Origin of the sequence: Chryseobacterium aurantiacum, from assembly GCF_003020585.1 — a bacterium.
Lineage (GTDB): Bacteria > Bacteroidota > Bacteroidia > Flavobacteriales > Weeksellaceae > Chryseobacterium > Chryseobacterium aurantiacum.
Genome location: NZ_PXUE01000002.1, coordinates 273,485 through 287,407 on the forward strand (window position 1 = coordinate 273,485; position 13,923 = coordinate 287,407).

A 13,923-nucleotide genomic window follows, 5' to 3' on the forward strand; every position below is an offset into this window, starting at 1 on the left:
TTAACAGGCATGTATTTGGATAAACAAAAAAAATAACCTTATTTTTATTTCAGCCAATATTATAACGGAAAATATTTTTTAATCAATTTTAAATAATCGTAGTAAAAAGCGGGCATTACAAAATGTTTTTTGAAGAAAAAAGATTCTTATTAGTATTGAAAAAACATTAAATTTGCCACATTGATATTATGGACAAAAAGACACAAAAAAAACCGACTGAATCGCCTGAGAAAGGCAGAATTTTATCTAAGCCGCGTATTTTCTTCGGGCTTACCTTTATTCTATTTTCCGCTGTTCTCGCCTTGTCATTCATCTCCTATTTAATGAACTGGAAAGCAGACCAAAGCCAGGCAGGAACCATGCTTGACAAGAGTATAAAATCTTCAAACATTTTCGGTAAGGCCGGAGATTGGTTTGGGAACATCTTTATATTTGAAAGTATTGGGATTGCTTCATTTATTATTGCATTCCTATTTCTGGTTGTTGGGACCCTGATCCTGAAAAAGAAAACTTTTAAACCTTGGAAAACGATTGGCCATTCTCTATTTTTTATTTGCTGGCTTCCTATTTTTATGGGAGCGCTTACCAAAGGACAAGGAGTTTTGGGTGGTGTATATGGGTTCCAGATTATGGATTACCTTAATTCCATTATCGGGAGTGTTGGTTTATGGACGGTATTGGTAGCAAGTATCCTTTTATATTTCATCCTTGAGTTTAACCTTCGTCCAAGCTCCGTTAAGGCAAAATTGAATAAAATCAACGAAAATACGATTGGAAGAGTAAAATCTATGATGCCGGATTCTGATGAGGACTTTGAAGCAGATGAAGAATTAAAAGAAGAAACAGACGAGTCTGAATCTGAAGAAATAACAGCATCTAATGTTACGGTAAGTGACATTCCGAATCCTGTTTCCAATAATTCTATCAATAAGGCAAAAGAACAGGAACCGGTAAATGCTCCAAAGGGGTTTCCTGAAGTTCCCGTTTCTACGAATATAGATACCATTACTACTCCTAATCACACGTCTTTTGATGACGAGCCAAAAGAAGTAACCCAACCTGTAAGCTTGAATCTTTCCACGAAACCGGTTGTTCCTGTTTCCTCCCCAGAAGAAGCATTTGACATCAGGCCTTCTACGCCAACTCCAATGGCTACCACAGCTCCTGCACAGGAAAACATTAAATTCAATGTGGAAGTTGCGCAGGTAGTTGATGTTTTGGATGATTCTGACAGAAAATCTCAGGAATTGGTAGAAAAACATGGTTTGTATGATCACAAATTGGATTTGGCTAATTTTCATATGCCGCCGGTTGATTTATTGAAAGACTATGGAAGTGAGGAAATCTCCATTAATCAGGAAGAGCTGGAAGAGAATAAGAATAAAATTGTTGGACTTCTAAAGAACTTCAACGTTGGAATTTCAGAGATCAAGGCAACGATTGGACCAACGGTTACGCTATATGAGATTGTACCGGAAGCAGGAATCAGAGTGGCAGCTATTAAAAAGCTTCAGGATGACATTGCATTGAACCTTTCCGCATTGGGGATCAGAATTATTGCTCCTATGCCAGGAAAAGGAACTATCGGGATTGAGGTGCCAAGAAAAAATCCTACTATGGTTTCCATGCGTTCTGTGATTGCTTCTCAAAAATTCCAGAATACAGATATGGATCTTCCTGTGGTTTTCGGAAAAACTATTTCCAACGAAATCTTCATGGCCGACCTTTCAAAAATGCCTCACTTATTGATGGCAGGGGCAACGGGACAAGGTAAATCTGTAGGGATTAATGCCATCCTTACTTCCCTACTCTACAAGAAACACCCAAGCGAATTAAAATTTGTAATGGTGGATCCTAAAAAAGTAGAACTTTCTTTATATTCAAAAATAGAAAGACATTATTTAGCGAAGCTGCCAGATGCAGAAGAAGCAATCATTACAGATACCAATAAAGTGATCAATACCCTGAATTCTTTGTGTATTGAAATGGATACCAGATATGACCTTCTTAAAAATGCATTCTGTAAAAATTTAAAGGAATACAATAAAAAATTTACTGAAAGAAAACTAAATCCTGAAAACGGACACCGTTTCTTACCTTATATAGTTTTGGTAGTAGATGAGTTCGCAGATTTGATCATGACAGCAGGTAAAGAGGTTGAATTACCTATTGCCAGACTGGCGCAGCTTGCAAGAGCCGTGGGAATTCACCTGATTGTTGCTACGCAGAGACCTTCTGTAAATGTAATCACAGGTATGATTAAAGCTAACTTCCCTGCAAGAGCTGCGTTCAGAGTAATCTCCAGTGTAGATTCAAGAACGATCCTTGACTCTCCGGGGGCTGATCAGCTGATTGGTAAAGGAGACATGCTTTATTTCAACGGTAACGAAATCCTTAGACTTCAGTGTGCCTTTGTAGATACTCCGGAAGTTGAAAGACTTGCAGAATTCATTGGTGAACAAAAAGGATATGCGTCTGCATTCCTTCTTCCTGAGTACGTTTCTGAAGATTCTACAAGTACGGTAGGAGCATTTGATCCGAATGAAAAAGATGCTTTATTTGAAGATGCCGCAAGAATCATTGTTTCTACCCAGCAAGGTTCCACTTCAATGCTTCAAAGACAATTGAAATTAGGATACAACAGAGCAGGAAGAATCATGGATCAACTGGAAGCAAGCGGTATTGTGGGTGGGTTTAATGGAGCCAAAGCAAGAGAAGTTATCATCAGTGATCTTCATTCTTTGGAACAGTTTTTGGAAGATCTGCGTAGTTAAAGGGAAAAATGAATAGTTTTAACCTTAAGAATTAAAAAAAATCTAAAGATTATTAAATTAAGAAAATGAAAAATATTATTTCAAAAGTTATATTGGGAAGTTTTGTTGTAGGTGCAGTAGGTATGGCGAATGCTCAAAAAATAGACGCAAAAGCTAAAAAGATATTGGATGATATTACAGCCAACTATAATTCTAAAAAGAATTCTTACTTCAAATTTTCTTTTGGAAGCGGCCTAAACGGACAGGTAACAAAGACTGAACCTGGCATCTATTATGCTGCAGGAGATAAATACAAACTGAAGATCATGGATACAGAGCAGATCTTCGATGGAAATAAAATCTACAACATCAATGCTGATGATATGGAGGTAACAATTGCAAAACCTAACGGAAGCAGCACCATGTTCTCCCCTATCAACTACCTTACAACTTATAGAAACGATTACAACGTAACTTATAATGGTAAGAAAACAGTAAACGGTGTAAATGCAGACTTTATTAAGCTGACTCCTGTAAAGGCAAACGGAATACAATATGTTTATATTTTTGTAGATTCTGCAAAAAAACAAATGGTAAAATTAGAACAACACGGAAATAACAAGGATGTTGCCGTAATTGCCATTAAAGAATACAAGGAAAACCAGACACTGGATCCTAATATGTTTGTTTTTGACAAAAATAAGTTTAAAAACTACGTTATTACAGAACTTTAAAAATCTTAGAGGCAGATTAATTAAACAATCTGCTTTTTAAGGAAAAAATAACAAAATATAAAAGCCGCAAGTTTGCGGCTTTTTGATTAATTTTGGCGCATGTTAAAAATACTAGACAGATATATCATAAAAACCTTCTTTGGACCGTTTTTCTTTATATTCAGCGTATTGTTTTTCATTTTTATTGTAAACATTATCTGGGTTCAGTTGGGACAGTTTATGGGAAAAGGATTGAGCTACTGGCAGATCCTGAAACTTCTTTTTTACCTTGGGGTAAACGTTATCAGTATGGTTCTCCCGCTGACCATTCTTTTGGCAAGTATCATGTCATTTGGGGAATTCGGAGAACGGTATGAGCTTGCTGCCATGAAGGCTGCCGGTATTCCGTTGACCCGAGTAATGACTCCTTTATTTGGAATTACCACTTTACTAGCCATTATGTTGTTTTTCTTTTCAAACAGCATTATTCCTGATTTTCAGAAAAAGGCAAAGAACATGTTGTTCAACATTGCTCAGACCAAGCCTGCAATAAATTTTACTCCGGGACAGTTTATTGACCAGATCCCCGGATATATGGTAAAGTTTGATAAAATATATGGAGAAAACGGGGAAAATATTGAAGGGGTATTTGTTCATAAAAAGGCTAACACTTACGAAAACCAACAGTCTGTTGTTGCAGAAAAAGGAAAATTTGTTCCGGCTGCCAATAAAAGCTTTTTAAAACTTGTTCTTCATAATGGATATGTATTTGAAGACAGCTTCGAAGGAAAAGGAGATAATGTAAGAAGAAAACAACCTGATCAGGCCATTAAATTTGACACACTGGTTTCTCATTTCGATATTAGTGAGATCATCAACAAGGCTATTGAAAAGGAACAGATTACTGATGACTATCGTTTCGAAACCTACAATCAGCTGAATCAGACTATCGGGAAAAGCAAAAAGGAAAATGAGTTATTCTTTAAAAACATTGGAAACGATGTTCTAAGCCAAACCAATTCCACAATTGCTTATATGGATAAGGGTAACAAACATAAAGTAGCCCCAAAGGCTCAAATAAAGTTAGATACTATAAAAGGAGACAAAAAACTGGATATCCTTTACAATTCCTATAACAGGCTGGACAACCTTAAATCTACACTGGAATCTAAAAAGAATGAATTCAGTTCTAATGTAAAATACTTTAGCAAGGTTGTTATCTACCAACAAAAAATGTTAGCTTATTCTGTAACTTGTATTATATTTTTCCTGATTGGAGCAAGTTTAGGTTCCATCATTAGAAAAGGAGGTATGGGGCTACCGGTAATTATTGCCATTGTTATTTTCATCATCTTTTATGTAATGAATGTTGGGGTGGAAAACATGTCATGGAGTGGAAAAATGAATCCATATCTGGCAGCATGGCTCCCTAATTTCATTCTTCTTCCGTTTGGGATCTGGATGACCTATAAAGCACTTACAGATTCTCAATTATTTGATGCAGAAAAATACAAGGCATTATTCAAGCCCATTACAAAGAGATTCTCAAAAAGTAAAGAACATACGAGATATCAATAAATTTCAACAACTAAGAAATATAGACCTGGATTTTTCCGGGTCTTTTTTGTTGATAAAATAGCTCATTCAATTGTACATACTGTTTCTCTTTTCATTTTTAAACAAACTTAAATCCCTTATTTTCTCACAACACATAAAATATTATATTTACAAAAAATTAAAACTATAACTCATGAAAAAAGTACTGGCTCTAAGCCTGTTTACATTGGTTGGCTTTAATGCTTATGCACAGGAAGACAGCAATACCGACTATGAATTAAGAGGAGATGAAAAATACGGCTACATCATTGATAAAAGCGGTAAAAAGATTGAAGGGATTGTGAGAATGAACGGAGACGATTTATATCCCTGGAACAATCAAAAGAAAGTTAAATTTGTTGCCGTAGCAGACATTGACAAATCCAAAAAGAAACAGAAGTTCAAGAATCTTGACACAGATGATATTAAGGAATATGTGGCCATTGATAACAACAATAACGAAAGGCATTTCGAAACCATCAAGTATACAAACACCAAGGAGGGCTTCAATACAGCAACGGGTGGCCTGAGTGGTAATATAAAGGCATTTAATAACCTCACAAAAAGTACACAATTTGCCGAAATTGTAAAAGAGGGTAAAATCAAGGTATATAAGTTATACGGGTATCCTACCACATTCTCGGCAGGAACCAGTCAAATGGCTGCAGCCGATGAAGAAACTAAAAGAATGAGGCAAAATCCATCTTATATCTATAGTAAAAAAGGAGGTAAGGTTGAAGAGCTTACTTTTGCTAAAGCTAAAATCATCACGGCAGACTGTAGCTATGTAAAAGGAAAACTAACCGGAGGTTCATACGCTTCCATGAAGAATGATGAAAAGAAAAGATCAGGCCTTGGAAAATTGATTAAAAGCCAGATTGACGATGTAATGTCTAATGTTCCTCAAATTGTAGATGAAGTTATCACAGACTATAATGATAACTGTAAGTAAATTTCAACATATAAAAGAGAGGCTTCAAGTTTGAAGTCTCTCTTTTTATTTTTATGTGGATCCTAGAGTCCTGTTTCTCTTTAAAATTTAAAATTGATAGACAAAAGAATTGATATTCATCCCCGCCCCTACAGAAGCAAATAAAACCACATCACCCTTTTGGATGCTATGCTGTTCCAATTCACCATTTAAAATCATTGTTAATAAAGACGGAATGGTTGCCACACTACTGTTCCCCAGCTTACTAATCACCATAGGCATAATATTCTCAGGAACCGGTGTATCATACAATTGATAAAAACGGTTAACAATAGCTTCATCCATTTTCTCGTTGGCCTGATGAATGATAATTTTACTTAGCTGATTAATAGAATACCCACTATTATCCAAGCATTTTTTCATGGCATCAGGAACATTCAGAAGAGCAAACTCGTAGATCTTTCTTCCATCCATTTTAATGAACTTCGTATCCGGACAGCCATCAGTATTATAGGTTTTCCCAAAGTACAGATAATCCTTTTCCTTAAAAGTATATGACGCCGATAAATGAGACTTTATCCCCGCTCCATCATCATTCCCCACTTCCAAAACAACCGCTCCGGCACCGTCAGCATAAATCATACTGTCTCTATCATGAATATCTACAACACGGGAAAGGGTTTCACCTCCAATTACCAGACAACGTTTTGCAATACCAGCCTTGATGAATGCGTTGGCCTGTATAACCCCTTCAATCCATCCCGGACATCCGAACAAAACGTCATAAGCCACACAAAAGTTATTTTTGATTCCTAATGTGTGCTTTACTCTTGCAGCAAGACTGGGAACCATATCAGACTGAATAGTTCCAAAACGGACATCACCAAAATTATGGGCAAATATAATATAGTCTAATGTTTCAGGATCTATTCCTGCATTTTTTATCGCAACCTGAGCAGCAATAACTCCTAAGTCTGAAGTTACCTGTGTATTGTCGGCATATCTTCTTTCTTCAATCCCTGTGATTTTTTTTAATTTCTCTGTAATGGACGCATTATCTTCTTTTAATAAAACACCATTCTCATTCAGAAAAACATGCTGATCAAAAAAGAGATTGGTTATAGTCTTCGATGGAATGTAGTTTCCTACCCCAATAATTTTAGTCATTATTTTAATGTTTAATTTCCCGTTTTATTAATGTTTCAGGAATAATTTTATAAATATAATGAATTAACGCAGATACTTATTAATATATTATTATGCAAGGCCCTTATTTCGATAAAAATCTAAAATAACTCAACAAAAAAAACCTCAAAAAAAATGTCTAAACCTATCAAACACAAAAAAATAGGCCTCCAAATTGGAAGCCTGCTTTATATTTTAAAAAAAACTGAAAATTATACTTTCATAATTTCAGCCTCTTTTGTTTTAAGATGCTCGTCGCAAAGTTTTACGTATTTGTCTGTATAATTTTGGATTTCTTCTTCCACTCCTTTGACAACATCTTCAGAAACTCCTTCTAGTTTTTTAAGTTCTTTCAAACCATCCTGTCTTGCGTTTCTTACTGTAACTTTAGTATTTTCAGCTTCTACTTTAGCCTGTTTTGCAAGTTCTCGTCTTCTTTCCTCCGTTAAAGGCGGAACATTAAGAATAATATTCTCTCCATTATTAGAAGGTGCAAAACCTAAGTTTGAATTGATAATAGCTTTTTCAATAGCATTGATAGCTGTTCTGTCCCAAGGTTGAATAGAAATGGTCATTGCATCCGGAACAGAAACATTGGCAACCTGGTTGATAGGAGTTGGTGCTCCATAATATTCCACCATTACGTCCTGAACCATTGATGTAGAAGCACGTCCTGCTCTAATTCTTTGAAATGCGTGGTCCAAGTGCTTTACAGCTGCGTCCATGTCATGTTTTACAGATTCTAATATAAGATCTAATTCTTCCATTATTATATTAAAGTTTGATAAATTACACATCTATTAATAATACTGAATATCAATCATTTAAAATTCAAAAACCTTATAAATATCAATGTTTATTTACCGTTTTTAAACTATTTTTTGCTATTCAGTGCTGCAAAAATAATGATTGTTTTCGAATAATAGGTATTTCCACAGATGGATTTTATGCACTTGTCTTTGCTTTGGGAAAAAGGAAGCCATCTTTAGCGCTCCTATTTATCTTAAAGTGAAGAGATTCAGGTACAAACACCTATACAATATTTTGGTTATTTCTACTTACTCTCATATCATTTTTAATAACTTATTTTACCATGTTCTATTGAACGAAGCTCTTCACTTACAACATGGCAGATTCTGAAATTGTATAATAAATAATAGGGAAACTAAGATTATAAAAAGACAATTGACCCACCTTCGTATTATTACAATAAAATGACTTGTCATGATGAAAACGGAAAATCTTGTAAAAGACCATTAAAGTAACACACATTCATTTTAAAACTAATTTTAAACCATTCACATTATGACAAATCCATCTTTAGATGCCTATCAACAGGTTTTTGGTATGGCCAATCTTGCAAACCGCGCCGGAAATTACAACGGTACCGGTACTGAATTACAGCAACAACTTCAGTATGACTTATCTTTTTATTTCAATAATGTTCCCCCGGTGGAAATTATGGGACAAAAAGGCCCGTCAACAGCTGATCAGTCAATTCCACCATTGCTAGGTGACTGGAATCTTGTCTGGGGACCCGCTTTGATTGAAGAAACTGACGAAAAAGGCAAACTTACGGGAGTGGCCGACAATGCATTGTATGTAGCACAATGTGATACCGTAGCATTTCCCGGAGGACCAACATTGCCTACCTATGTTGTAGCTATTGCTGCTACCAATCCGGCATCACTTTATGACTGGGAAACGGAAGATTTCTCTGTATCAGAAGTCGTTAACTGGACAACTTATGATCCTTCCAATTTCACAACATCAGGTTACAATGGGACCGATCCTTATATTTCAAAAGGAACTGCCACAGGTATAGGTATACTTCTGGGACTTATAAGCCCCGCTACAGCGGCAGCCCCCAATACTACATTACAACAGTTTCTTACCAGTTTAAACCCGACACCCGATACAGCCATTATATTTTGCGGACACAGCCTTGCAGGGGCATTGTCTCCTACTCTTGCCCTGTATCTGAAAGAAAATAAAGATCTGGATGCTTTCGGTATTACCCTTGTATATCCTACTGCAGGACCTACTCCTGGTGAAACAGCATTTGCCAGCCTTTTTAACAATGCCTTTCCTCCATTGCCTGCGGGATGGAAGCCGCAAACAGAAAATTACCAAAGTTGGAATACCATGCACTGGAATGATCTGGATGTAGTTCCTCATGCCTGGCTGGAATCTGGTCTTGAACAAATTGCCAATATATATGGCGAGTCACCTAAAAAACTCACTGCCTTTACACTAGAAACTTTACAAAGTATTGCTCTTGATGATGCTTCAAAATCAGGGGTTACTTATACAAGGATACAAAACCAATCCTTACCGGGTAAGCTTCAGAATTCGGATGGGCCTTTGGTTACCATCAATACCCCTCCTCAGACTTTGTATGATTATCTGTTTCAATTATCCTTACAGCATGTAGATCTGTATTCCGGAATTCCTTCCTCCGGACCGAACAACCCTCAGATAAATGGTCTTATTTTACCACAGCCATTACCAAAGCAAAGCCCAGTTAATTTGGTACCGGGAGTTACTGCTGTTACAAAAAACGAAATGATTATGAAAATAATAAATCAAATTATTGGATGGATTTCTGCTCGTTTTATACAGGCTCAGCAGGAAAGCATCCAACAAAATGCCGAAGTGAATGAATAACTAAAGGTTATTATCCAAAGTAAAAACACCTGTCACCGCTAAATTGCAGTGACAGGTGTTTATTTTTAATATGATGATAGTCTATTGGGATAAAATCGACTATAAGTCAACTAAAGTACCAACATTTTCTCCATCTACAATTTTTTCTAAATTCCCATCCTTGTTCATATCAAATACGATGATCGGCAATTTATTTTCATGACTTAAAGTAAATGCGGTCATATCCATTACTTTAAGGTTTTTCTCAAATACTTCATCAAATGATAATGAATTGTATTTTACTGCATCAGCATTCTTTTCAGGATCACTGTCGTAGATTCCGTCTACTCTTGTTCCTTTAAGGATTACATCTGCTCCAATTTCGATAGCTCTTAACGTTGCAGCTGTATCAGTTGTAAAATAAGGATTTCCTGTTCCTGCACCGAAGATTACTACTCTTCCTTTTTCAAGGTGTCTTACTGCTCTTCTTTTGATGAAAGGTTCAGCTACCTTATCCATTTCAATAGCAGACTGAAGTCTTGTTTTGATTCCTGCATCCTCCAAAGCACCCTGAAGTGCCATACCATTAATTACAGTAGCTAACATTCCCATGTAGTCACCCTGTACTCTATCCATCCCTTTTGCTGCTCCTGCAACACCACGGAAAATATTTCCTCCTCCAATGACGATCGCTACTTCACAGCCTTTTTCAACAACTTTTTTGATCTCAGCAGCATATTCCTGCAGTCTTTCGTTATCGATACCGTATTGTCTGTTCCCCATTAAGGCCTCACCACTCAGTTTTAGAAGGATTCTTTTATATTTCATCTTTTATTTTTAATAAGCTTTTATTAGGCTTGGTTTCCCAAAAATTTGATTTTGCAAATATAATCATTAAAGATATTGATAAAAGAAAAATATTTAATTAGAAATAATGTCAGAAATATTTTGAAAAGTACGAAAAAGGATTATTTTTGCATTAATTATAAATTGAGTTGAAGAAAATTATCATTTTTTCATTATTTCTATCAGGAATTGTTTCTTATGCACAAACAGGAACAAATGTTTATCCGTTCTTAAATGTGCCTGTATCTGCAAGACAGGCTGCTCTGGGTGGAGATGCAATTTCGATAAGAGATTATGATGTTTCCTTTGCTATTGCAAACCCAGCCCTGTTAAATAAAGATTCTGATAAGCAGCTTTCTGTAAATGCTACAGCCTATCTGGCCGATTCAAAATACGGAACAATTGCTTATGCCAAAGACTTTGAGAATGGTCACATGGCCACCATCAATGCTCGTTACATGAGCTACGGAAGTATTCCGAGGACAGATGAAAGTGGTTTTCAGGATGGAGAATACAAAGCTTCGGATGTTGCCATTGGAGCGGGCTATGCCTATCAGTTTGAAGAAGACTGGACCATTGGTGGAGGATTAAACTTCGTGACTTCAAAGATTGATAATTACACCTCTTCCGCCATTTCAGGAACTGCGGGAGTTACCTATCATAACAAAAAAAACAAGGAGGTTCTTTCTCTTGTACTGAGGAATTTTGGTTTCCAATTGAAATCATTCAACGGAGTACGTGAGAATCTTCCATTCAGGATTGATCTGGGATATACCAAGATCCTCAAAAATTTCCCTCTTGCTATCACCATTACCGCACACGATCTTCAGAAGTTTGATATTTCATCAGAATATAATGTAGAAGGTCAAAAGGTTAATTCCGGTAGAAAAATTGCCGATCACTTCTCTTTAGGAGCTGAGCTATTCCCGGAAAAAAACTTCAATATCAGACTGGGGTATAATGTAAAAAGAGGTAATGAACTTGCTGTAGCAGATCAAAGAAACTTTTCAGGACTTTCTGCAGGATTTGGAATTAAAGTTTCAAGATTCCGCATAGATTATGCACACGTAAGATACCACAACTCTTCGAATGTCAACCAGATAGGAGTCTCCATGGATCTTTCCAGCCACAGGGGTGAATAAGGGAAATCTTAAATCCATCTTAAAATTTCTTATTATTTCTTGATTTTCTAAAAAAAATCTTGAAATTTGCAGTATGAAAAAACCTGTAATAGCTATCGATGGGTACTCGTCTACCGGAAAAAGTTCTATCTCGAAGATCATTGCTGATAAGCTGGGACTTATTCATATGGATACAGGAGCGCTTTACAGAGGGGTTACCTGGTTTGCTCTACAGCACTGTTTGAATGATGATGGCCAAATTGATCTCAATATCCTATTCTCTTCTTTAGACCAGATTCAACTTGAATTTAAGAATAACGACGGAACATTAATCCTTTATCTTAATAATACCGACATCTCCAAGGAAATTCGCTCCAATGAAGTTTCTGATAACGTAAGTCTTGTAGCCAAACAAAAAGAAGTAAGAGACTTTCTGCTGCAATCCCAGCGTTCGTTGGCAGAAAAAGGCGGAGTAATTATGGATGGACGTGACATAGGGACAGTAGTTCTGCCAAATGCGGACTATAAGTTCTTCCTTACTGCCAGTATTGATGAAAGAACCAACAGAAGATTTCTAGAGTTAAAAGGACTTGGAATTGAAGCTGATAAAGAGCAGGTAAAACAAAATCTTATCGAAAGGGATAAAATAGATAGTGAGCGTGAAATAGCCCCATTGAAGCAGGCTGACGACGCTATTATTATTGACAATTCTGAGTTGACTAAAGAAGAAACCATTGAACTAATCCTTTCTTACATTGAAAAGATTTAACAATTTTTAATAGGAATAAAACCTCCTTTGGTATACAAATTGCAAGTTTTATCAGTGTAAAAACTAATCTATTATTAACTATTAAAAAACTTATAATGTCTAAAAACGGAAAAAATACAGCAGGTATATTAGCGGGACTTCTTGCAGGTGCTGCAGCAGGTGTAATCTTAGGAATGCTATATGCTCCTGAAGAAGGAAAAGAAACTAGAAAAAAAATCAAAAATAAAGCTAATGATTTAAAAGATCAGGCTAAAGATAAATACGGAGAAGTTTCTGAAAAAGTGAAAGACCAATATGGTAATATCTCTTCTACTTTCAAGGAAACAGCAAATAACGTAGCACATACTATGAAAGACGGGTATGACAAATACAAAGATCAGATTGTTTCTAAAACTGCAGATGTAGTAAAAGATGTAGAGGCAGAATTAAACGATCTTAAAAAATAAGTAATTTATCTTTTTTAAGTAAATTACAGAAAGGAACTTTTGTGCGAAAGTTCCTTTTTTTGTAACTTTAAAAAAAAACAATGATAGAAACTATTAAAGAATACGCCTCGAAGAGAATAGATCTTCTGAAAATTGAAGCTACTGAAAAGTCTTCTCTTTCTGCCGGGCTCATTACCTACTTTGTAGTACTGCTTGTTGCTTTTGCTTTTTTTATTATCCTTTTCAACTTTGGAATTGCATTCCTTATCGGAAAAGCACTGGATAATTATTCTTACGGGTTCTTAATTGTTGCAGCATTCTATGCTGTTGTAATGGCCTTTGTTATTTCATTCAAAAATAAGATTGTCAATACTGTTGCAGACCAGGTTATTAAATTTTTAAATCATTAAACCATGAGCAGAAAATACGAAAGCATAGAAGAACTAAGAAGAAAGAAAAAGCTGCTTCAGGGAGAGATCAATGATTTGGAGAACCTTCTTACCTTTAAGAATACCAAAGAAAGTCTCAGTGCATTTACCAATGGGCTGAGTGATCAGTATCTTCAGGAAAAAGTAGATGAAGATGGTGATGAAAAGGTAGTTTTAAGAAAGGACGTCATTGCTAAACAGCTTACCTCAGAAGTAAAAGATCTGTTGATTAGTAAGAATACTGCTGTAGGACTTGCAAATTCTGCATTCAAGGGAAATATAGCGGACAGCATCGTTAAACTGGGTGTTACAGCCATTGTGGGTAACTATGCCAAAAAGAATATGAAAAGCTCAAACTGGAAAAATAAACTGGTAGGTGCAGCTTTGATATATCTTGCTCCCATTGCCCTGAAATTCGTGAGAAAAAAACTGGAAGAATACCAGAAAAACAAAAGTGTTTCCAGTATGGAACAGCTTATATAGAAATTTAGAAGCTAGAGGTTAGGGAGA

The 13,923-nt window shown here is 36.0% G+C and carries 13 protein-coding genes; 10 read left to right on the top strand and 3 right to left on the bottom strand.

Features of this window, described 5'->3' with window-relative positions:
- Positions 1-188: 188 nt before the first annotated feature.
- From C7D53_RS07680 to C7D53_RS07695, 4 genes are all read left to right on the top strand, one after another.
- Entirely contained in the window at positions 189-2,774 is a 2,586-nt protein-coding gene (locus tag C7D53_RS07680) for an FtsK/SpoIIIE family DNA translocase (RefSeq protein WP_106915812.1), read from the top strand.
- A gap of 65 nt (positions 2,775-2,839) precedes the next feature.
- Positions 2,840-3,487, top strand: coding sequence for a LolA family protein (locus C7D53_RS07685; protein ID WP_106915813.1), 648 nt, complete (start codon positions 2,840-2,842; stop codon positions 3,485-3,487).
- 99 nt (positions 3,488-3,586) lie between these two features.
- Positions 3,587-5,044 carry an LptF/LptG family permease gene (locus C7D53_RS07690; protein WP_106915814.1) on the top strand — a complete coding sequence of 486 codons (1,458 nt, stop codon included), beginning with the start codon at positions 3,587-3,589 and terminating at the stop codon, positions 5,042-5,044.
- Positions 5,045-5,216: 172 nt separating this feature from the next.
- Positions 5,217-6,014 carry a hypothetical protein gene (locus tag C7D53_RS07695; RefSeq protein ID WP_106915815.1) on the top strand — a complete coding sequence of 266 codons (798 nt, stop codon included), beginning with the start codon at positions 5,217-5,219 and terminating at the stop codon, positions 6,012-6,014.
- Between the two features lie 87 nt (positions 6,015-6,101).
- On the opposite strand, the gene C7D53_RS07700 is transcribed toward C7D53_RS07695, so the two are convergent.
- Both C7D53_RS07700 and frr read right to left on the bottom strand, forming a co-directional pair.
- Positions 6,102-7,163, bottom strand: coding sequence for a 3-oxoacyl-ACP synthase III family protein (locus C7D53_RS07700; RefSeq protein WP_106915816.1), 1,062 nt, complete (start codon positions 7,161-7,163; stop codon positions 6,102-6,104).
- 227 nt (positions 7,164-7,390) lie between these two features.
- Positions 7,391-7,945 (bottom strand): ribosome recycling factor, encoded by a 555-nt coding sequence (gene frr, locus C7D53_RS07705; protein ID WP_106915817.1) that lies wholly within the window; start codon positions 7,943-7,945, stop codon positions 7,391-7,393.
- Positions 7,946-8,483: 538 nt separating this feature from the next.
- Between frr and C7D53_RS07710 the strand changes: the two genes are divergently transcribed.
- A complete protein-coding gene (locus C7D53_RS07710) occupies positions 8,484-9,845 on the top strand; it encodes a lipase family protein (RefSeq protein WP_106915818.1) in 1,362 nt (453 codons plus the stop codon).
- 99 nt (positions 9,846-9,944) lie between these two features.
- On the opposite strand, the gene pyrH is transcribed toward C7D53_RS07710, so the two are convergent.
- Positions 9,945-10,652, bottom strand: coding sequence for a UMP kinase (gene pyrH / locus C7D53_RS07715; protein WP_076355472.1), 708 nt, complete (start codon positions 10,650-10,652; stop codon positions 9,945-9,947).
- Positions 10,653-10,819: 167 nt separating this feature from the next.
- On the opposite strand from pyrH, the gene porQ reads away from it, so the two are divergent.
- The 5 genes from porQ (at position 10,820) to C7D53_RS07740 (ending at position 13,896) form a co-directional block, all read left to right on the top strand.
- Positions 10,820-11,812 carry a type IX secretion system protein PorQ gene (porQ, locus tag C7D53_RS07720; protein ID WP_106915819.1) on the top strand — a complete coding sequence of 331 codons (993 nt, stop codon included), beginning with the start codon at positions 10,820-10,822 and terminating at the stop codon, positions 11,810-11,812.
- Between the two features lie 73 nt (positions 11,813-11,885).
- Entirely contained in the window at positions 11,886-12,560 is a 675-nt protein-coding gene (gene cmk / locus C7D53_RS07725) for a (d)CMP kinase (RefSeq protein WP_106915820.1), read from the top strand.
- Positions 12,561-12,655: 95 nt separating this feature from the next.
- Entirely contained in the window at positions 12,656-13,006 is a 351-nt protein-coding gene (locus C7D53_RS07730) for a YtxH domain-containing protein (RefSeq protein ID WP_106915821.1), read from the top strand.
- Positions 13,007-13,086: 80 nt separating this feature from the next.
- Complete coding sequence (locus tag C7D53_RS07735) at positions 13,087-13,395, top strand: phage holin family protein (protein WP_076355480.1); 309 nt, start codon at positions 13,087-13,089, stop codon at positions 13,393-13,395.
- A 3-nt stretch (positions 13,396-13,398) separates the two neighbouring features.
- Positions 13,399-13,896 (top strand): phosphoribosyl-ATP pyrophosphatase, encoded by a 498-nt coding sequence (locus tag C7D53_RS07740; RefSeq protein ID WP_106915822.1) that lies wholly within the window; start codon positions 13,399-13,401, stop codon positions 13,894-13,896.
- Positions 13,897-13,923 lie beyond the last annotated feature (27 nt).

Coding starts and splice junctions, on each gene's coding strand:
- C7D53_RS07680 (WP_106915812.1), top strand. CDS start 189: ATGGACAAAAAGACACAAAAAAAACCGACTGAATCGCCTGAGAAAGGC.
- C7D53_RS07685 (WP_106915813.1), top strand. CDS start 2,840: ATGAAAAATATTATTTCAAAAGTTATATTGGGAAGTTTTGTTGTAGGT.
- C7D53_RS07690 (WP_106915814.1), top strand. CDS start 3,587: ATGTTAAAAATACTAGACAGATATATCATAAAAACCTTCTTTGGACCG.
- C7D53_RS07695 (WP_106915815.1), top strand. CDS start 5,217: ATGAAAAAAGTACTGGCTCTAAGCCTGTTTACATTGGTTGGCTTTAAT.
- frr (WP_106915817.1), bottom strand. CDS start 7,945: ATGGAAGAATTAGATCTTATATTAGAATCTGTAAAACATGACATGGAC.
- C7D53_RS07710 (WP_106915818.1), top strand. CDS start 8,484: ATGACAAATCCATCTTTAGATGCCTATCAACAGGTTTTTGGTATGGCC.
- pyrH (WP_076355472.1), bottom strand. CDS start 10,652: ATGAAATATAAAAGAATCCTTCTAAAACTGAGTGGTGAGGCCTTAATG.
- cmk (WP_106915820.1), top strand. CDS start 11,886: ATGAAAAAACCTGTAATAGCTATCGATGGGTACTCGTCTACCGGAAAA.
- C7D53_RS07730 (WP_106915821.1), top strand. CDS start 12,656: ATGTCTAAAAACGGAAAAAATACAGCAGGTATATTAGCGGGACTTCTT.
- C7D53_RS07735 (WP_076355480.1), top strand. CDS start 13,087: ATGATAGAAACTATTAAAGAATACGCCTCGAAGAGAATAGATCTTCTG.
- C7D53_RS07740 (WP_106915822.1), top strand. CDS start 13,399: ATGAGCAGAAAATACGAAAGCATAGAAGAACTAAGAAGAAAGAAAAAG.